This is a genomic window from Streptomyces durmitorensis (genome assembly GCF_023498005.1).
In the GTDB taxonomy this organism is placed as follows: Bacteria; Actinomycetota; Actinomycetes; order Streptomycetales; family Streptomycetaceae; genus Streptomyces; species Streptomyces durmitorensis.
This window is the reverse complement of record NZ_CP097289.1, coordinates 5,856,421-5,873,676: the sequence shown is the minus strand read 5'-3', so window position 1 is coordinate 5,873,676 and position 17,256 is coordinate 5,856,421. Positions and strand designations below refer to the sequence as shown.

General features: G+C 69.5%; 15 protein-coding genes and 1 riboswitch. Of the genes, 5 read left to right on the top strand and 10 right to left on the bottom strand.

The genetic code is table 11. The features are described from left to right. Window positions 1–16: 16 nt before the first annotated feature. The 5 genes from M4V62_RS26280 to clpS all read right to left on the bottom strand — a co-directional run bounded on the left by M4V62_RS26280 (window position 17) and on the right by clpS (window position 4,429). Window positions 17–1,012, bottom strand: coding sequence for an ABC transporter substrate-binding protein (locus M4V62_RS26280; protein ID WP_249589675.1), 996 nt, complete (start codon window positions 1,010–1,012; stop codon window positions 17–19). Window positions 1,013–1,056: 44 nt separating this feature from the next. Further along, a riboswitch (cobalamin riboswitch) is annotated at window positions 1,057–1,174 on the bottom strand. Between the two features lies 1 nt (window position 1,175). Next, window positions 1,176–1,598, bottom strand: a complete 423-nt coding sequence (locus M4V62_RS26275; protein ID WP_249589674.1) for a M67 family metallopeptidase — start codon at window positions 1,596–1,598, stop codon at window positions 1,176–1,178. Between the two features lie 83 nt (window positions 1,599–1,681). Continuing rightward, complete coding sequence (locus M4V62_RS26270; RefSeq protein ID WP_249589673.1) at window positions 1,682–3,154, bottom strand: amino acid permease; 1,473 nt, start codon at window positions 3,152–3,154, stop codon at window positions 1,682–1,684. Between the two features lie 352 nt (window positions 3,155–3,506). After that, entirely contained in the window at window positions 3,507–4,103 is a 597-nt protein-coding gene (locus tag M4V62_RS26265; RefSeq protein WP_249589672.1) for a DUF2017 domain-containing protein, read from the bottom strand. Between the two features lie 11 nt (window positions 4,104–4,114). After that, window positions 4,115–4,429: an ATP-dependent Clp protease adapter ClpS gene (clpS, locus tag M4V62_RS26260; protein WP_160505277.1), complete on the bottom strand. Its 315-nt coding sequence runs from the start codon at window positions 4,427–4,429 to the stop codon at window positions 4,115–4,117. An 80-nt stretch (window positions 4,430–4,509) separates the two neighbouring features. Between clpS and M4V62_RS26255 the strand changes: the two genes are divergently transcribed. After that, complete coding sequence (locus M4V62_RS26255) at window positions 4,510–5,838, top strand: nicotinate phosphoribosyltransferase (RefSeq protein WP_249589671.1); 1,329 nt, start codon at window positions 4,510–4,512, stop codon at window positions 5,836–5,838. A gap of 138 nt (window positions 5,839–5,976) precedes the next feature. Next, a complete protein-coding gene (locus M4V62_RS26250) occupies window positions 5,977–6,561 on the top strand; it encodes a nicotinamidase (RefSeq protein ID WP_249589670.1) in 585 nt (194 codons plus the stop codon). 105 nt (window positions 6,562–6,666) lie between these two features. On the opposite strand, the gene M4V62_RS26245 is transcribed toward M4V62_RS26250, so the two are convergent. Then, a complete protein-coding gene (locus M4V62_RS26245; RefSeq protein WP_249589669.1) occupies window positions 6,667–7,020 on the bottom strand; it encodes a hypothetical protein in 354 nt (117 codons plus the stop codon). 147 nt (window positions 7,021–7,167) lie between these two features. Beyond that, window positions 7,168–9,582: an immune inhibitor A domain-containing protein gene (locus tag M4V62_RS26240; RefSeq protein WP_249589668.1), complete on the bottom strand. Its 2,415-nt coding sequence runs from the start codon at window positions 9,580–9,582 to the stop codon at window positions 7,168–7,170. Between the two features lie 475 nt (window positions 9,583–10,057). Between M4V62_RS26240 and M4V62_RS26235 the strand changes: the two genes are divergently transcribed. Continuing rightward, the gene (locus M4V62_RS26235) at window positions 10,058–10,351 is read left to right on the top strand and encodes a hypothetical protein (RefSeq protein WP_249593002.1); all 294 of its coding nucleotides are present in this window, start codon (window positions 10,058–10,060) and stop codon (window positions 10,349–10,351) included. A 63-nt stretch (window positions 10,352–10,414) separates the two neighbouring features. Here the strand turns inward: M4V62_RS26235 and M4V62_RS26230 are convergent, their stop codons facing one another. Next, window positions 10,415–11,041 carry an RDD family protein gene (locus M4V62_RS26230; RefSeq protein ID WP_249589667.1) on the bottom strand — a complete coding sequence of 209 codons (627 nt, stop codon included), beginning with the start codon at window positions 11,039–11,041 and terminating at the stop codon, window positions 10,415–10,417. A 191-nt stretch (window positions 11,042–11,232) separates the two neighbouring features. After that, a complete protein-coding gene (locus tag M4V62_RS26225; protein ID WP_249589666.1) occupies window positions 11,233–12,789 on the bottom strand; it encodes an RDD family protein in 1,557 nt (518 codons plus the stop codon). A gap of 231 nt (window positions 12,790–13,020) precedes the next feature. On the opposite strand from M4V62_RS26225, the gene M4V62_RS26220 reads away from it, so the two are divergent. Continuing rightward, on the top strand, window positions 13,021–13,500 hold the full coding sequence (locus M4V62_RS26220) for an SsgA family sporulation/cell division regulator (RefSeq protein WP_249589665.1): 480 nt from the start codon (window positions 13,021–13,023) through the stop codon (window positions 13,498–13,500). 46 nt (window positions 13,501–13,546) lie between these two features. Here the strand turns inward: M4V62_RS26220 and M4V62_RS26215 are convergent, their stop codons facing one another. Beyond that, window positions 13,547–14,935 carry an FAD-binding oxidoreductase gene (locus M4V62_RS26215; RefSeq protein WP_249589664.1) on the bottom strand — a complete coding sequence of 463 codons (1,389 nt, stop codon included), beginning with the start codon at window positions 14,933–14,935 and terminating at the stop codon, window positions 13,547–13,549. Window positions 14,936–15,033: 98 nt separating this feature from the next. On the opposite strand from M4V62_RS26215, the gene M4V62_RS26210 reads away from it, so the two are divergent. After that, on the top strand, window positions 15,034–16,575 hold the full coding sequence (locus tag M4V62_RS26210; protein WP_249589663.1) for a tetratricopeptide repeat protein: 1,542 nt from the start codon (window positions 15,034–15,036) through the stop codon (window positions 16,573–16,575). Window positions 16,576–17,256 lie beyond the last annotated feature (681 nt).

The following is a 17,256-nucleotide window of genomic DNA, read 5'->3' as shown; positions in this document are numbered from 1 at the left end:
TGAACCCCCTGCCCCTTCACAGCTGGCCCGCCAGCTTGCTCACCGCCGCCGGTGCCCGTACCCCCACCACCGCGTCCGACAGCGGAAGCACCGCGAAGCGCTTGTGCTTGATGGCGGGGACGTCCGCGAGGACCGGGTCGTCGAGGAGGCGCTTCTTCTTCTGGGCGACCGTCGTGCCGCCGTAGTCGAGGATCACGATCACCTCGGGCTTGCGGTCGACCACCGACTCCCAGGACGCGTCGCCGAAGGACTTGTCCAGGTCGGCGAAGACGTTGCGGCCGCCCGCCCGCTCGATGATGTCGTTGCCGATGCCACGGCCGCCCGCCGTGAACGCGGACTTGTCGCCGCTGTCGTAGACGAAGACCGGGAGGGGCTTCTTGGACTTCAGCTTCTTCGCGGTGGCGGACAGTTCGCTCTTCGCCGCGTCCACCCACTTGTCCGCCCGCGGCCGCACACCGAACGTGCTGCCGACCTCGCGGACCTCCTTGTAGACGTCGTCCATCGACACCGCCCGCTTCGCGCAGCCCTCGACGTTGAGGCGGCTCTCGATGCCGGACTTCGCCAGGGCCCCGCGGCTGCGGCCCTCGCCCGCCAGGAAGGCGCTCGCGTAGCCGCCGTAGACGTAGTCGGGGTTGGCGGCCAGGAGCTTCTCGTAGGAGGGGTATTCCTTGGCCAGGACGGGGGTGTCCGCGTACGCCTTCGCGTACTTCGGCAGGACCTTGTCGTCCAGGTACGCCGTCCCCGCGAGGCGGTCCTTCAGGCCGAGCTCAAGCATCACTTCCGTCGCGTGCTGGTTCATCGTCACGGCGCGCTTCGGGGGCGCTTCGTACGTCGTCTTCACGCCGCAGTTCGTGACCGTGTACGGGAAGCCGGGTGTCTTGGGCCCCGGCTTCGCGTCCGGGTCGCCGGAGGAGGAAGGGGAAGAAGAGGACGAACACGCGGCCAGCGGGGCCAGCAGGGCCGCGGCGATGAGCACGCGCAGGTGCATGTGCGTGCGTATGGGGCGTGACATGGCTGAGCTGCCTCCTCCAGGGGATTCCGCGTCCCCTGCGTCGTGGGAGAAGAAGGCGGCAGGTCAGTTCCTGACTGCCCCGCCCGCGAGGGGAGGGGTCACAGTGGCGGGACCGTGCCGGATTCGCACCGGCTTCCTGGGTCCTGCCGCCTCAAGGTGAAGCTCAGTATGCCTGGACGATCTCGACCTCTTCCTCGGTGACCTCGCCATCGACGATCCGGAAGGAGCGGAACTGGAACTCGCCCGCGTCGTCGGTGTCGGCCGTGGAGACCAGGACGTAGTGGGCGCCGGGCTCGTTCGCGTACGTGATGTCCGTGCGCGAGGGGTATGCCTCGGTCGCCGTGTGCGAGTGGTAGACGATCACCGGCTCCTCGTCCCGGTCGTCCATCTCGCGGTAGAGCTTGAGGAGGTCGCCCGAGTCGAACTCGTAGAACGTGGGCGAGCGGGCCGCGTTCAGCATCGGGATGAAGCGTTCCGGGCGGCCGGTGCCCTCCGGGCCCGCGACCACACCGCAGGCCTCGTCGGGGTGGTCCTGGCGCGCGTGCGCGACGATCTGGTCGTGGAGGGCCTGGGTGAGGGTCAGCATGGCAGCCAGGATAAGCAGAAGGGCCGGTCCGTACCGAAGAGTGGTACGGACCGGCCCACATGCTGGGATCAGACGTTACGGCGCTACTTCACCGCGTCCTGCGGCTCGGCCTCGCCGCCGCCCGACGGCTGCGCGTTGCCGCGCTTCTGCATGACCAGGTAGCCGACGCCGAGGATCAGGGCCCAGACCGGAGCCGCGTAGAGCGAGATCCGCGCGTCCTTGTCGACGCCCATCATCACGATGACCATCGCGATGAAGGCGAGCGCGAACCAGCTCGTGTACGGGGCGCCCGGCGCCCGGAAGGTGGACTGCGGCAGCTCGCCTCGGTCGGCCTTGCGGCGGTACTTGATCTGGCAGACCAGGATCATGATCCAGGCCCACATGCCGGAGATGGTCGCAAAGGAGACGACGTAGTTGAACGCCTCGCCCGGCCACTGGTAGTTGATCCAGACGCCGACCAGCATCAGTGCGGCGGAGAAGGTGGTGCCGACGAGCGGCAGGCCGTTCTTCGTGAGCTTGGTGAAGAACTTCGGGCCCTGGCCGTTCAGCGCCAGGTCGCGCAGCATGCGGCCGGTGGAGTACATGCCGGAGTTGCAGGAGGAGAGCGCGGCCGTCAGGACGACGAAGTTGACGATCGCGGCGCCGACGCCGAGGCCCATCTTGTCGAAGGCGGCGACGAACGGCGAGACGCCCGGCACGAACTCCGTCCACGGCACGACCGAGAGGATCATGATGAGCGCGCCGACGTAGAAGACGGCGATGCGCCACGGCACGGTGTTGATGGCCTTGGGCAGGACGGTCTTCGGGTCCTTGGACTCGCCCGCGGTGACGCCGACGAGCTCGACGGCCAGGAAGGCGAACATCACGATCTGGAGCGTCATCAGCGTGGAGCCGATGCCGTTCGGGAAGAAGCCGCCCTGGTCCCACAGGTGGGTCACGGAAGCGGTGTCACCGGCGTCGGAGAAGCCGATGGTGAGGATGCCGAGGCAGATCAGGATCATGCCGATGATCGCGGTGACCTTGACCATCGAGAACCAGAACTCGAGCTCGCCGAAGAGCTTCACGGAGATCAGGTTGGCGCCGTACAGGATGACCGTGAAGATCAGCGCGTAGGCCCATTGTGGAATGGAGTCGTGCGTCCAGTACTGCATGTACTGGGCCGCCGCCGTGACTTCCGTGATGCCGGTGACGACCCAGAAGAGCCAGTACGTCCAGCCGGTCACGTACCCGAAGAACGGGCCGATGAATTCACGTGCGTACTCCGAGAAGGAGCCCGACACGGCGCGGTACATGAGCAGCTCGCCCAGGGCCCGCATGATGAAGAAGATGACGAGGCCGGCGATGGCGTACGCCAGGATGAGGCTCGGGCCGGCCTTGTGAATGGCCTTGCCCGCGCCGAGGAACAGGCCGGTGCCGATGGCACCGCCGATCGCGATCATCTGGATCTGCCGGGCACCGAGCCCGCGCTGATAACCCTCGCCTGACGAACCGGACGAACCGCCCGCTCCGTCGGCCTCATTGCCGTCGTGGTGCTCTTCGACCTGCACTGAGGTCATGGTGACGCCTTTCTCCACGCTAGATCCGTGCCCGCAGTCTGCGTAATGGCCACGGATCAGGTCCTGATCCCCCCGGATATGGATGGAGTGCTACCGGCGGTCTGCCGGCCCGAGCGCCACCGGTGACATGGGTGGCGTCACCGAGTGGTCGTGAAGATTTATCACGGCCGCAACAGTGATCGGCTGAGCCGCGTGTGGCCCATGCCACGAGAAGAACCGGACAAAATTCCCTCGCCGCATCAAAGACGGGCAGCCGAGTAACACGATCGTTATCCGGATTTGAGCGTCCGATGAGCGAACGGAGGGTAACCGCTGCTACATACAACGACTTTGCGCGGCCCGGGTGTGACTTCTAACCGATGAGCGTGCCGACCAGCGTCTCCTGCAGACCGCCCAGCCAGAGGTAGGCCATCACCATCGGCTTGCGGGGGTCGGAGTCCGGCAGCTGGAAGAGCACGTCCGTGTCGTCCTCGTCGGTCACTTCGAGGCGCGCGCCGATCGCCAGGCGCAGGTCGTTGAGCGCGCCGAGCCAGTGCCGCGACTCGTCGGCCGACAGCTTCAGGACGGCGCCGCCCTCGCCCTTCGACGTCAGGGCGTCGAGACAGCGGATCACCACCAGGGCGTCGTCGCGCTTCTTGGCCCGCAGGTCGTTCTCGGTGAAGCGCCTGAACTCCGATGAGTACGCGCGCAGTTCGTCCTCGTCGGCCTTCTCGCTGCCGGGGCCCCCGTACGCGTCAGGAAGCAGCCGCTTGAGGACCGGGTCGGCGGGCGGCTCGCTCGGCCCCTCCGCGAACAGCTCCGCGAGGGGGTCGTCGGACGCGTCCTCGGCCGGGCCGGGCCCGATCAGCTCCAGGAGCTGCACGGCGAGGGAGCGGATGATCGAGATCTCGACCTCGTCGAGCGCGACGGCGGCGCCGCCCCCGGGAATGGCTTCGAATTGTCCTGGCATCAGATGCGTCGCTACTTCCGGTCCTGCTGGAGGGTGGCCCAAAGACCGTATCCGTGCATGGCCTGTACGTCGCGCTCCATCTCCTCGCGGGAGCCGGTGGAGACGACGGCCCGGCCCTTGTGATGCACGTCCATCATCAGCTTCGTGGCCTTCTCCTTCGAGTACCCGAAGTAGGACTGGAACACATAGGTCACGTAACTCATCAAATTGACCGGGTCGTTGTGGACGAGCGTGATCCAGGGGACGTCGGGCTCCGGGACGGCGAACGTCTCTTCGTCCGATTCCGGGCGGGTGATCTCTGCGGGAGCCGTACTCACTTGTCCCATGCTGCCACCCGCAGGGGGCCCTCGCACAAATGGGCTCACGAAATCGTCAGAGTGACGAGATGCGGGGTAGCATCCTTCGTATGAACACAGCGGACCTTGGGCTGCCGGTGGATGTTCCGTCGACAGCGCTCTTCACGGATCACTACGAGCTCACGATGCTGCAGGCCGCGCTGAAGGCCGGCACCGCCGATCGGCGCTCCGTCTTCGAGGTCTTCACGCGCAGACTGCCCGAGGGGCGCCGCTATGGAGTGGTGGCCGGGACCGGCCGGGTCCTGGACGCCGTCGAGAACTTCCGCTTCGACGCCGACGTCATCGGATTCCTGCGCGAGCGCCGTGTCGTCGACGAGGCGACCTTGGAGTGGCTCTCCTCGTACCGCTTCAGCGGTGACGTCTGGGGCTATCCGGAGGGCGAGGTCTACTTCCCCGGATCGCCGATCCTGCGCGTCGAGGGATCTTTCGCGGAGTGCGTGCTCCTGGAGACGGTGATCCTCTCCATCCTCAACCACGACTCGGCGATCGCGGCCGCCGCGTCCCGGATGGCCTCGGCCGCCGGTGAGCGCCCGCTGATCGAGATGGGCGCACGGCGCACGCACGAGCTGGCGGCCGTCGCCGCCTCGCGCGCCGCGTACGTCGGCGGCTTCACCACCACGTCCGACCTCGCGGCCGGGTTCCGCTACGACATCCCCACGGTCGGCACGTCGGCCCACGCCTTCACCCTTCTGCACGACAACGAGCGCGACGCGTTCCAGGCCCAGGTGGACTCCCTGGGCCCCGGCACCACGCTGCTCGTCGACACGTACGACGTGACCGAGGCCGTCCGCACCGCCGTCGACATCGCGGGGCCCGAGCTCGGCGCCGTGCGCATCGACTCCGGGGACCTGCTCCTGGTCGCGCACCGGGTGCGCGACCAGCTCGACGAGCTCGGCGCCACGAAGACGAAGATCGTCGTGACCTCCGACCTCGACGAGTACGCCATCGCCTCGCTCGCCGCGGCGCCCGTGGACGCGTACGGCGTGGGCACGCAGCTCGTCACCGGGTCGGGGCACCCGACCTGCTCGATGGTCTACAAGCTGGTGGCCCGCGCCCACTCGGCGGACGTGAAGGCTCCGCTGGAGCCGGTGGCCAAGAAGTCGCTCGGCGCCAAGTCGTCCGTGGGCGGCCGCAAGTGGGCCGCGCGGCGGCCCGACGAGCACGGGGTGGCCGAGGCCGAGGTGATCGGAACGGGCGCCGTGCCGGTGGAGCTCGCCGACCACCAGCTCCTCGTCGAGCTGATCAAGGGCGGTGAGGTGGTGGCGCGCGAGCCGCTCGACACCGTGCGCGACCGGCACGCTGCGGCACGGGAGCGGCTCCCGCTCTCGGCGACGCAGCTTTCGAAGGGTGAAGCCGTCATTCCGACGGAATACGTCTGAGGTGCGCCGGAGTGAAGGAGGGGGCGTTCGAACGCCCTCTCCCGCAACTCGGTCGAAGTCTCTACGCTCGGTTCATCCGGCCGAGTCCCCCTCCCTCTCCCCAACGCCTACGAGTCTTGCCTAGCCGAAGGACACCCGATGCGCCGCGCTCTGATCGTCGTCGATGTGCAGAACGACTTCTGCGAGGGCGGCAGCCTCGCGGTGGCCGGAGGGTCGGACGTGGCCGCCGCGATCACCGAGCTCATCGGGCAGGCACCCGCGGGCTACCGGCACGTGGTGGCCACCCGCGATCACCACATCGACCCGGGCGACCACTTCTCGGACCACCCGGACTTCGCCCACTCCTGGCCCCCGCACTGCGTGGCGGGCACGGAGGGGACCGGGTTCCACCCGAACTTCGCGCCGGTCGTCGCGTCCGGTGCCATCGACACGGTCTTCGACAAGGGTGCCTACTCGGCCGCCTACAGCGGCTTCGAGGGGACCGACGAGAACGGCGTCCCGCTGGCGGAGTGGCTGCGGGCCCGGAAGATCACCGACGTGGACGTGGTGGGCATCGCCACGGACCACTGCGTGCGCGCCACCGCCCTGGACGCGGTGCGGGAAGGATTCGGCACGGTGGTCCTGCTCGACCTGACCGCGGGTGTCTCCAAGGAGACGACCGAGCGGACCCTTGAGGAGCTGCGGGCGGCCGGGGTGGAGCTGACGGGCAAGCCGGTCGTCTAGCCGCTCCAGGGGCGCGGGGCTGTGCCCCGTAAGGGGCGCGGGGCTGTGCCACATGCGGCTCCGCCGCGTGGGCGCGACCAGCCCCCACCGGCCCGCAGGGGCAGATCACACGCCCGAGGTGCTCGCTTCCGGCCGCCCGGGTCTCTGGCCCTGGAGTGCCTGCCGCTTCAGGGCTCGGATGGGATGCCAGAGCTCAGCCGCAGCGTCCGGCGCTGTACGCCATATCAGCCCGTCCGGGTGATGCAGGACCGCCGTGATCTCGTCCGGCGTCGGAGGCTCCGCGTTGCCCCGCAGATAGACGGCGCGCATGCCGAGGTTCCGCAGGCGTGTCAGCGCCCTCGCGCGGTTCACCGCGTGGACGATCATCCGGACATTGCCGCCGCCCATGGCCGGGCTCGGCAGGGTCAAGGCCACCACCACACTGCCGTTCGGCAGCTTGCTGAAACCTCCTGCGGACATGGCTGGTCACACCCCCGTGAGACGGCGCACAGAGCCCCTGGCCGGACCCCGTGTCAATAAGAAATCCACAGGACGCACCTAAACACGATCGGCCGCCGCCCGCTAGAGGGCGACGGCCGATCATGGCTTGACCTGCGAAAACGCTAGTTACTTCGTGGAGGGGCCGACCTGGACCGTGATCGAGGAGCCATCCTTCGGCTGCTTGACGATCTTGATCTGGGTGTTGGTGTCAGTGACCTTGACACTTCCCGTGCCGTTCTCCTTGTACCAGTAGGTGCCCTTGCGGTCGTCGAAGACCGGGACGCCCTTCTGGGACTTGATCTTCAGCGCGACGTCCGCGTTGTGAAGCGTGAACTTGTCGGTCGCGAACTTGCTGAAGGGCGCGTCGAACGGCTGGATCTTGTTCCGCAGCAGGGTGCCGTCCGCCCACTTGAGCGGCTTGGCGTGCGCGTCCACCGGCAGGATCAGGCCCTGGCCGGGGTGCGCGCTGGTGTTGTTGTCCTTCTGCGAGGTGTCCCACTGCCAAACCATGAGGCCGGTCTGGTACGCGTAGTGCTCCACCCAGTCCGGACGGGACTTGGAGAAGCCGAAGTTGTACGGGCCGACCTTCAGGGTCTTGTCGTACGACACGTACTGCCGGTTCTCGGCGAGGTAGTACTGGTCGTAGTTCTTGGTGAAGGACTCGCCGATGCGCGAAAAGCCCTTCGCCGTCCAGCCGTTGTCGTCGCCCTCGGCGCCGTCCTCGAAGAGCTTGGCGCCGTCCGCGGTGACCACGAGGGCGTCGGCCGCGAAGCCCTTGCCGCCCGCGCCGCCGTCCGTGGAGTACCGGAAGCGGACGTCGATCTTCTTGCCCGCGTAGGCGTCGAGCGGGAACGCGAGCTTCTTGTACGCGCCCGAGGCACCGGTCAACGCGGGCTTGTCACCGGCGTCGCGCGGGATGGGCTTGCCGTCCGCGGTGCCGTCCACCGGAGTCCAGTTGGCGCCGCCGTCCGTCGACACCTCGGTGTAGAGGTAGTCGTAGTTGGCCTCGATGTCCCACCAACCGTCAAGGGAGAGCGCGGCCTTGGACTTGCCGGTCAGGTCGACCGAGCGCGTCAGGGTGTTCTTGAGGTCGTCGCCCTGGTCGCTCCACCACTGCTTGGAGCCCTCGGTCGGCTTGGTCACCGTGGTGGTGACGGCCTTCTTCGGCAGGTCGACGACGAGCGCCTGGCGATGGCGGGTGTTGTACTCCGAGACGCCCAGCTTGTGCTCGGAGGTCGTCGCGGCCTTGGCCTTGGCGTAGTCGAGCCAGCCCAGCTGGAACTTGTCCCAGGCGGTCATGTCGCCGGGCAGGTCGCCGATGGCGTCCTTGCCGGTGCCGAGCCAGGAACCGGCCGACATCAGCGACCAGAAGCCGACCGAGTTCTCGCCCTTGCCCGTGGTGTCGTACAGGTCGGGCAGACCGAGGTCGTGGCCGTACTCGTGGGCGAAGACGCCGAGGCCGCCGTTCTCCGGCTGCATCGTGTAGTCGCCGACCCAGATGCCCGAGTCGCCGATCTGCGTGCCACCGGCCTTGTTCTCGCCGGGGCCGGTCTTGCCCGCGTCGCTGCCGTACGCGTACCAGCGGTGGGCCCACAGGGCGTTCTCGCCCTCGGCGCCGCCGCCGGCCGACTCGTCCTCGCCCGCGTGGACGATCTGGAAGTGGTCGATGTACCCGTCGGGCTCGTTGAAGTTGCCGTCGCCGTCGAAGTCGTAGCGGTCCCAGAGGTCGTACTTGGCGAGGTCCGCCTTGATCTGGGCGTCCGTGCGGCCCTGGGCCTTCTGGTCCTTGGTCCAGGCGGTGACGCCGTCCTTCACCGCGTCCCAGACGTTGGCGCAGTTGGTGTCGCCGCAGTAGTTGGAGCCGTACCGCGCTTCGTTGTAGTCGACCTTGACCCAGTCGGAGACCTCGCCGTCGACCGAGTAGCGGCCGGAAGAGGTCTTCTCGTAGTAGGTCTTCAGGGAGTGCTTGGTCTTGCCCTTGGCGTCCTTGCCCTCACCGAAGTAGAGGTCCTGGAAGTGCTTCTGGTTGTAGTCCTTCTGCCAGGCCGTGCTGTTGTCCTTCGCACGGTCCGGCTTCGCTATCTTGTTGTGCGCGGGGCCGGGTGCGCCACCGTACTTCTTGACCGGCGCCTCGGGGCCTTCCGGACCGTCCGGGTCGAACATGGTGGTGTCGTCCACCTTGTCCCCGAACTCCACCAGGATCGTGAAGATCTTGTCGGTCTTCTCCCGGCCCAGCTCGACGTACTTCTTGTCGTCGAGCTTCACGACCTGGGAGCCGCCGCGCTTCTGCACCTTGGCATCGCCCGCGACGACCTGCTGAAGGGCCGCCTTGCGCTGCTGGGCCTGCTGCTTGCTGAAGGGCCCGTCGAGGTCGTGGTCGACCTGCGCCTTGGCCCTGCTCGGGTCCTGCCGGTCGATGGCGGGTGCCCCGCTCGGCTCGCTCTCGTCGGCCGATGCGGTGGCTGCCGAGAACGTGGCGGCTGCCGCGGCCATCGCCACGGCAGCCGCGGTGGCTCTGAACGTCCGTCTTCTGACTGTCACTTGATGCTGTCCTCCCCCGCGTCCGCGCGAAGGCGGGCCGAGGTCCCGGTCGGAGGAGGTCCGCGCGCGATACGCGTCACAAGTGACGACATTGGACCGGAGATACGGAAGAAAAGACAGACCTTGACTTGAACAGGCCAAGTACACTATGCAGGCCCGCGGATCCGCTATCCGGACGTGCGCGCCCGCCCGCCCGCATGGTCAACAGGCGCGTTGCACCGTCCACTTGATGGACGTCATGAACCCGTGCGCCCCCCTGTGCTGCGGCACCGTGGGTTAGGTCACGCTTACCGCCCGTTCCCGTCGGGCATGCAGCGGAATAGAGTCAATCGACGGTGCGCTACAGGGCGCGGCGACACTTCTCAAGTCGGCGCCACCGAGCACCCTTTGATTCGTATACAGCTTCACATTGGGCTCGACCACCCCCGCATCCGCTGTCCCGAGGACGGATTACGCCATGCCTCGTCCCATGCCGCTGCCTCGTCCGACCCCCGCCCAGATCACCTACGGCTCGCTGACGGTCGTCTGCTCGACGCTCGCCATGCTGCTGCTCTCCCAGACGAGTTCGGGGATCGGTGTCGCGGTGATAGCCGCCGCCGCGCTCGGCCTCGGCTTACTCGTCGCGATGACGATCCCCCAGCCAGATCCCGCGGCCTCACCGGCCGCTCGCGTCACCCCCGCCGCCCGCACCGCCGACGGCCGCGTCCCGGCCCAGCGCGCCGCCGCTCCCGTGATGGCCGAGTCCGTACGCGAGCCGGCGGGCCCGTAACGATCACGAGCCCGCCGGATCTGCCGCTGTCGCTGCTGCCGCCACAGCAGTGGTCCTCGGTCGTCAGCCGGTGCTGACCACCACTGTCTTGGCCGCCTTGTCGTGCAGGCCCTGCTTGTAGGGCTTGTCGAAGAAGCTCCAGCCGCCACAGATCGCTGTCCAGATGCAGGCACAGCAGAAGGCGAAGGGCAGCCAGAGAACAGCCGCGCGGACGAGCGCGGTCTGCAGGGTGGGCGTCGCCCCGTCATTGAGGTTCGCGACCCGAAGCCCCAGCCACTTCTTGCCCAGGGTCTGGCCCGTCCTGGAGATCATGAAGGTGTCGTACGCGATGTAGAGCACGGCGGCGAGCAGGGACTGGCCGAAGCTCTTTCCGTACTCGACCTCGTCCGGGTCCACGTCGAACTCGTTCGTGCCGAAGGCCCAGGAGAGCAGCCAGACGACCACGCCCACGATGATCATGTCCAGGATGCGGGCGAGGGTGCGCTTGCCGCTCTCCGCCAGGGGCGGCATCCCGGCGAGGGGGTCACCGGCTCCGCCGTAGGGGTCTCCGCCGCCGCTTCCGCCGTACGGCGGGGGTGGCGGGGGTGGGGTGCCGTAAGGGGAGCCCGAGCCGCTGTCCTGCGGGGGCTGCTTCCTGAAGGGGTCGTTGTCGTCGGGGGGCGGCGGGTATTGCGGCGGTTCGGTACTCATGGAGCGAGTCGACCGTGAGGGAGCCGGGTTCGCATCCGGCGAGCGGCTGACTGGGTTAAGCCGGCAAACGACGGAGGGGCTGAAAGATTCAGCCCCTCCGGCGTTTGAGGAGCGGGGTCTGGGGCGGAGCCCCAGGTAGGCCCGGGGCGCAGGCACGGTTTTCGGGAAGGGGCGGGGTTGGGGAAAGAAAACTAGCCCGCCACAAACGTTCCCGCAGCCTTGTCGTGCCAGCACTGGCGCCACGGACGGTCGAACACGCACCACAGGACGCCGACGACCCCGATCACCAGGACGCCCGGCACCACATAGACCAGCCACCGCTTCAACGCCGACCCGAACGTCGGCGTCTCGTGCTCCTCCATGTCCCGCACCTGAAGCCCAAGGACCTTCTTGCCCAGCGTCCGCCCCCACTTGGCCGTGGGCAGCACCTCGTAGAGGACGCCGAACAGAAGCAGCACACCCAGGACCATCCCCAGGTACCCCGCCGTGGTGCCGTCGAGCAGCCACACGGTGACCTTCTCGCCGGACAACTTCGCCGCGTCGATCTTGCTGTCCACGTGATCGGCGGCCTTCGTGCCGAGCGGGAGCGCCGCGGCCCCGGTCACGGCCACGAGGACGACCGTGTCGATGAGCCGTGCGGCAAGGCGCTTGCCGAGCCCCGCGGGCCGCCCCGCGGCCTGGTTCTGCGCCATCGCCAGGAAGGGGTCGTTGGCCACCGGCTTCCACGGCACGACGGGCTGCTGCTGACCGTCCCCCTCGGCGAGCTGGTGCACCTGCTGTGCCCACGAGGGCGAGCCGCCACCGGGCCCCGCGGTCACGGGCGAGGCCGCACCACCCGGCGCACCACCCGGCGCACCACCCTGCTGCGGGACGGTCGGCTGAACGGGAGCAGGCGCGGGCGCAGGGGCGGGCGCGGGAGCGGGCGCGGCGGCCTGGGGAGGCACGACGGCCTGCGGAGGCGCCGGAGTCTGCGCCGCCGTGCCGGAGGACGACTTCGGGCGGAGCGCCCGGATCGCCATGGTGCCCTCGGTCGCGGGCGAGGCGGCGGTGGGCCGCACCGGCCCCGAGGGCCTGCGGAACGTCACCGTGCCCTCGGCCGGGGGCTGCTGGTCCTTCGGCGGCGCGGCAGGCGTACTACCTGACGTACTTGGCGTACGAGGCGCGCCTGCCCCGCCCGACCCGCCCGGCTTGATCGCGCGGATCTGCACCGTGCCGGGCCCGTTCGTCCCCGGAGAATTCGCCCCCGGAGAATTCGTCTCCGGAGCAGGGGAAACAGACGGGGAAGCGGGCGGAGTGTCCCCAGGGGTCGATCCGCTCGGCACCCGAGGGTCACGCGGGTCCCGCGGATCCCCGCCCCACGAGACCCGACGCTCCTGCTCGCCCCCGAGCCCCGTCTGCCGAGCCGCATCGGCCTGCCACGCGGAGGCGGGTTCGGGCCTGCTCCCGTGCTGCGAGGCCTCGGCGTCACCCGCACCGGCAGCACCCGCACCGCCCGATGCCTCGGGCACCGGCATGGGCTCCTCGTCGAAGAAGTGCGGTCCCGTCTCCTCCGCCGGGGGCGTGGACGCGGACGCGGGGCCCGCCCCCGGCGGCGCGGGGAGCGATTCGCCGTCGGTCGGTGCGGGACGGCTGGTCCCTGGCACCCAGGCCGCGCCGTTCCAGTACCGGACATATCCGGGAATGGACGGATCGGGGTAGTAGCCTTCGCGGGGCCTGTCGTCGCCTGGGGCCGGAGTTGGGGCGCTCATGTCCGTCGTCCCGTATCTGCTCGGGGGTCTTTTAGAGGTTCCACATCTATCAGACCTCTGCGTCCCCCTGTGCGTCTCCTGCCCTACAGACCACTTTCCGGGCACAGTTCACCTACGTATCGACTACGTACGGAAAAAGTTTCCGGAACCCGCGTAATGCTCCGCGCCCACCGCGCTCTCTCCTTGCACGGGCCCGCTCCAGGGCTCCGAACAAGGAAGGAACGCACCGACATGCACACCGTGGTGGAACGCGAGCTTGAGCTCAAACTCGTCCTCTCGCCGGAACGCGCCATCCCCGTCCCGGCCCGCCTCACCTACCGCACCGACGACCCCTACGCCGTCCACATCGCCTTCCACATCGGCACCGAACACCCCGTGAACTGGACGTTCGCCCGCGAACTTCTGGTCGAGGGGGTGTTCAGGCCCTGCGGCCACGGCGACGTCCGGGTCTGGCCGACCAAGGTCGAAGGCCGCAGCGTCGTCCTGATGGCGCTGAGTTCACCCGACGGTGACGCCCTGCTCGAGGCGCCCGCGCCCGCCGTCTCCGCCTGGCTGGAGCGCACGCTGCGGGTGGTCCCTCCGGGCTCTGAGGCTGAGCGGCTCGGCATCGACGACGGCCTCGCCGAGCTGCTCACGCCCACCACGGGCCGCGTCGACGAGCTCTGGCTGCGCGACCCCTGGCCCTCCGACGAGTCCAAGGACGGTGAGTGAGCTCCGCCGCCACGGGGGCGAGAGCGGAGCCGCACGTGAGCCGGTGTCAGAACAGCTTGCCGGGATTGAGGAGGGAGAGCGGGTCGAAGGCGGCCTTGATGGCGCGCTGCATCTCCACGCCCACCGGGCCGATCTCGCGCGCCAGCCACTCCTTCTTGAGGACGCCCACGCCGTGCTCGCCGGTGATCGTGCCGCCGAGTTCGAGGCCGAGGGCCATGATCTCGTCGAAGGACTCGCGGGCACGGCGGCCCTCGTCGAGGTCGGCCGCGTCGAAGCAGACGGTGGGGTGGGTGTTGCCGTCGCCCGCGTGCGCGCAGACGCCGATGGTGAGGCTGTATTTATCGGCGATACGGTCGACGCCTTCGAGCATGTCGGCGAGCTTCGAGCGCGGCACGCACACGTCGTCGATCATCGTCGTGCCCTTGACGGCTTCCAGCGCGGTGAGCGACAACCGCCGTGCCTGGAGCAGCAGTTCGGACTCCGCCGCGTCCTCGGCCGGGACCACCTGGGTGGCGCCCGCGGCCTCGCAGAGCGCGCCGACGGCCGCGAGGTCCGCGGCGGGGTCCGCGGTGTCGAAGGCGGCGAGGAGCAGCGCTTCGGTGGTCTCGGGCAGGCCCATGTGGGCCAGTGCGTTGACGGCCCTGATGGTCGTACGGTCCATCAGTTCCAGGAGTGAGGGGACGTGCCCCCCTTCCATGATCTTGCATACGGCGTCGCAGGCGTCCTTGGCCGAGCCGAACTCGGCGGCCAGGACCAGCTGTTGGGGCGGCTGCGGCTTGAGGGCGAGGGTCGCGCGGACCACGATGCCGAGACTGCCCTCGGAGCCGACGAAGAGGCGCGTGAGGTCGTAGCCCGCGACGCCCTTGGCCGTGCGCCGTCCGGTGCTCATGAGGCGCCCGTCGGCGAGGACGACGTCGAGTCCGAGGACGTACTCCGCCGTCACCCCGTACTTCACGCAGCACAGGCCGCCCGATGCGGTGCCGATGTTGCCGCCGATGGTGCAGGTCTCCCAACTCGACGGGTCCGGCGGGTAGTAGAGACCGTGTTCGTTCACGGCGCGGGAGAGCGTGGCGTTGACGACGCCGGGTTCGACGACCGCGATCCGGTCGACGGGGTTGATCTCCAGGATGCGGTCCATCTTGACCAGGGACAGCACGATGCAGCCCTCGCTGGCGTTCGCGCCGCCCGAGAGGCCCGTGCGGGCACCCTGCGGGACCACCGGGATCCGTAGCTCGGTCGCCGTGCGCATGACGTGCTGGACCTGTTCGACGGTGCGCGGCAGGACGACGACGGCCGGGGTGCCCGCGTCGCAGAAGCTCGCCATGTCGTTCGCGTACGAGGCCGTGATGTCGGGGTCCGTGAGGATGGCGTCGGCAGGGAGGCCCTCGCGGCCCTCGTGGCCTTCGCGGAGGAGTTCGATGAGTGTGCGGCTCATGATCACAGCCTCGCACCCGGGGCCATCGGTGTGAACCCGTGTGCGACGCCGGTCCGCATACCGGGATGTGCTCTTCATATTGACGCACAGTGAGCGTCATGGAGATCGAGACCGGGTCCGAGTCCGTGCCCCAGAAGGAACAGCGTCCGCCACCCGCGCCCGCCGTGTGGAGCGAGTCGCCGCGGGGCTCGCGCCGCTCCCCCGTCGTGCGCCGGGTGCTGATCGCCTCGGTCGCCGGGTGCGTGGTGCTCGGCGGGGTCCTGGTGCTGCGGCCCGGCTCGGGCGGCAAGGCGGCGCCGCCCGCACTCGGTCCCGCCGGACGGGCGATGGCGGCGGCGGGGGCCGGGGCTCCCGCGGCGCTGCCGGACCTCACCGTCCTGATCGGGGAGCGGGAGGCACACGTGCGCAAGCATCCCGGGGACGACCAGTCGTGGGCGGTGCTCGGGGCCGCCTACGTCGAGCGTGGCCTGCGGACCGCGGACTCCGCGTACTACCCCAAGGCGGAGGAGGCCCTGCGCACGTCCCTGAAGGCGCGGCCGGAGGGGAACGCGGACGCCCTGACGGGCATGGCGGTGCTCGCGAACGCGCGGCACGATTTCCGCGGGGCGAAGAAGTGGGCCGAGAGCGCGGTGAAACTGTCTCCGAAGCGGTGGTCGACGTATCCCGCCCTGATCGACGCGTACAGCGGTCTGGGCGACGCCAAGGGGGTGGGGAGGGCCCTGGAGACGCTCCAGGAGCTGAACTCGGGCGCTCCCGCCGTGATGGCCCGGTCCGGGCAGGTCTACCGCGACCGCGGCTGGCGCGAGGACGCGGCTTCGAAGCTGATGGACGCGGCGGCGCTGGCGGAGGGGTCCGCGGAGAAGGCGGTGTGCCTGTACCGGGTGGGCGAGCTTGCGTGGGAGCGGGGCGAGCCGGCGGAGGCTTTGCGCTACTACGAGGCGGCACTGCGCTCGGACCCCGACCACCACCCTTCCCTCGCGGGGAAGGGTCGCGCGCTCGCGGCCCTTGGCCGTACGTCGGAGGCGCTGCGGGCCTATCAGAACGCGCTGGTGAGGCAGCCTGCTCCGGAGTACGCCCTGGCGCTCGGCGAGTTGTACGAGTCGCTGAAGTTGGAGCCTGCCGCACGGGCGCAGTACGACGTGCTGCGGGCCCGGGTGAAGCAGGAGGGGGTCAACGGCGTCAACGACGAGCGGATCCTCGGCCTCTTCGAGGCGGACCACGGGGACGCGGACGCGGCGGTGGAGCGCCTGCGCGGGGAGTTCAAGCGCCACGGCAGTCCGGAGGTGGCGGATGCGCTGGGCTGGGCCTTGCATCGGGCCGGTGAGAGTGAGGAGGGCCTGAAGTACGCGACGCGGGCGACGGACAAGGGGCCGCGGAGTGCGGTGTTCGCCTATCACCGGGGTGAGATCGAGCGGGAGCTGGGCCGTTACGGGGCGGCGCGCCGGCACATCGGTGAGGCGCTGCGCCTGAACCCCTCCTTCTCCCCGCTGCTGGCCCCGGCGGCCCGGGAAGCCCTGGAGGCCCTGGGCGATCCCCCGGAGGGCGGTCCGGCCCAGATGTACGCCCCGGCCCCACCACCCCAGGCGGCGCCCCCGGCCTCCCCCCGCCCCAGCCCGACAAAGCCGCCCCAGCAGGGCTGACCCCGGCCTACGGCCCCCGGCGGAACTACGCCTGCGGCCCCGCTCGGGCTGACGCCAACCGGCAGGTGCTTCCCCACGCCCAGCTGTCCCCTTCGCCTGCGGACCACGCACACCCTGCCCCGCCGCTCCGCGCCGGATGTCTCCCTCCCACCCACCCGTAACCCCGCAAGACATCCGGGGGGGCGGGCAGTACGCATCCGCCACGAAGCGCGCACCGACGTCCCGCCACCAGCCGCACTACAACCAGCACCCCGGTGACCCCACTTCGCCTGCGGACCACTCACACCCTGCACCGGCGCTCCGCGCCGGATGTCTCCCACCCACCCACCCGTTACCCCGCAGGACATCGGGTGGGTGGGAGGGAAGTCTCTGGCACGAGGCAATCGGGATGCGTGGGCGGGAGATCTCTGGCGCGGCGCAATCGGGGTGTGTGGGTGAGCGGGAGGGTTCCGGCGCGGGGTGATCGGGTGGGTGGGCGGGGAGGGTCCCCGCGAAGCGGCGGGACAGGGGTGCCACCCGCCACCCGCAGACCACCACCAACAGACCCGCCGGCTCGCCCCCGCACCGCGGGGTAATCGGGTGGGTGGGCGGGAGATCTCTGGCGCGGCGCAATCGGGGTGTGTGGGCGAGCGGGAGGGTTCCGGCGCGGGGTGATCGGGTGGGTGGGCGGGGAGGGTCCCC

Excerpts from the sequence above, each read along its gene's own strand:
- M4V62_RS26255 (WP_249589671.1), top strand. The coding sequence starts at position 4,510 with ATGAACACAGCGGACCTTGGGCTGCCGGTGGATGTTCCGTCGACAGCG.
- M4V62_RS26225 (WP_249589666.1), bottom strand. The coding sequence starts at position 12,789 with ATGAGCGCCCCAACTCCGGCCCCAGGCGACGACAGGCCCCGCGAAGGC.
- M4V62_RS26265 (WP_249589672.1), bottom strand. The coding sequence starts at position 4,103 with ATGCCAGGACAATTCGAAGCCATTCCCGGGGGCGGCGCCGCCGTCGCG.
- M4V62_RS26215 (WP_249589664.1), bottom strand. The coding sequence starts at position 14,935 with ATGAGCCGCACACTCATCGAACTCCTCCGCGAAGGCCACGAGGGCCGC.
- M4V62_RS26275 (WP_249589674.1), bottom strand. The coding sequence starts at position 1,598 with ATGCTGACCCTCACCCAGGCCCTCCACGACCAGATCGTCGCGCACGCG.
- M4V62_RS26270 (WP_249589673.1), bottom strand. The coding sequence starts at position 3,154 with ATGACCTCAGTGCAGGTCGAAGAGCACCACGACGGCAATGAGGCCGAC.
- M4V62_RS26280 (WP_249589675.1), bottom strand. The coding sequence starts at position 1,012 with ATGTCACGCCCCATACGCACGCACATGCACCTGCGCGTGCTCATCGCC.
- M4V62_RS26245 (WP_249589669.1), bottom strand. The coding sequence starts at position 7,020 with ATGTCCGCAGGAGGTTTCAGCAAGCTGCCGAACGGCAGTGTGGTGGTG.
- M4V62_RS26220 (WP_249589665.1), top strand. The coding sequence starts at position 13,021 with ATGCACACCGTGGTGGAACGCGAGCTTGAGCTCAAACTCGTCCTCTCG.
- M4V62_RS26230 (WP_249589667.1), bottom strand. The coding sequence starts at position 11,041 with ATGAGTACCGAACCGCCGCAATACCCGCCGCCCCCCGACGACAACGAC.
- clpS (WP_160505277.1), bottom strand. The coding sequence starts at position 4,429 with ATGGGACAAGTGAGTACGGCTCCCGCAGAGATCACCCGCCCGGAATCG.
- M4V62_RS26210 (WP_249589663.1), top strand. The coding sequence starts at position 15,034 with ATGGAGATCGAGACCGGGTCCGAGTCCGTGCCCCAGAAGGAACAGCGT.
- M4V62_RS26250 (WP_249589670.1), top strand. The coding sequence starts at position 5,977 with ATGCGCCGCGCTCTGATCGTCGTCGATGTGCAGAACGACTTCTGCGAG.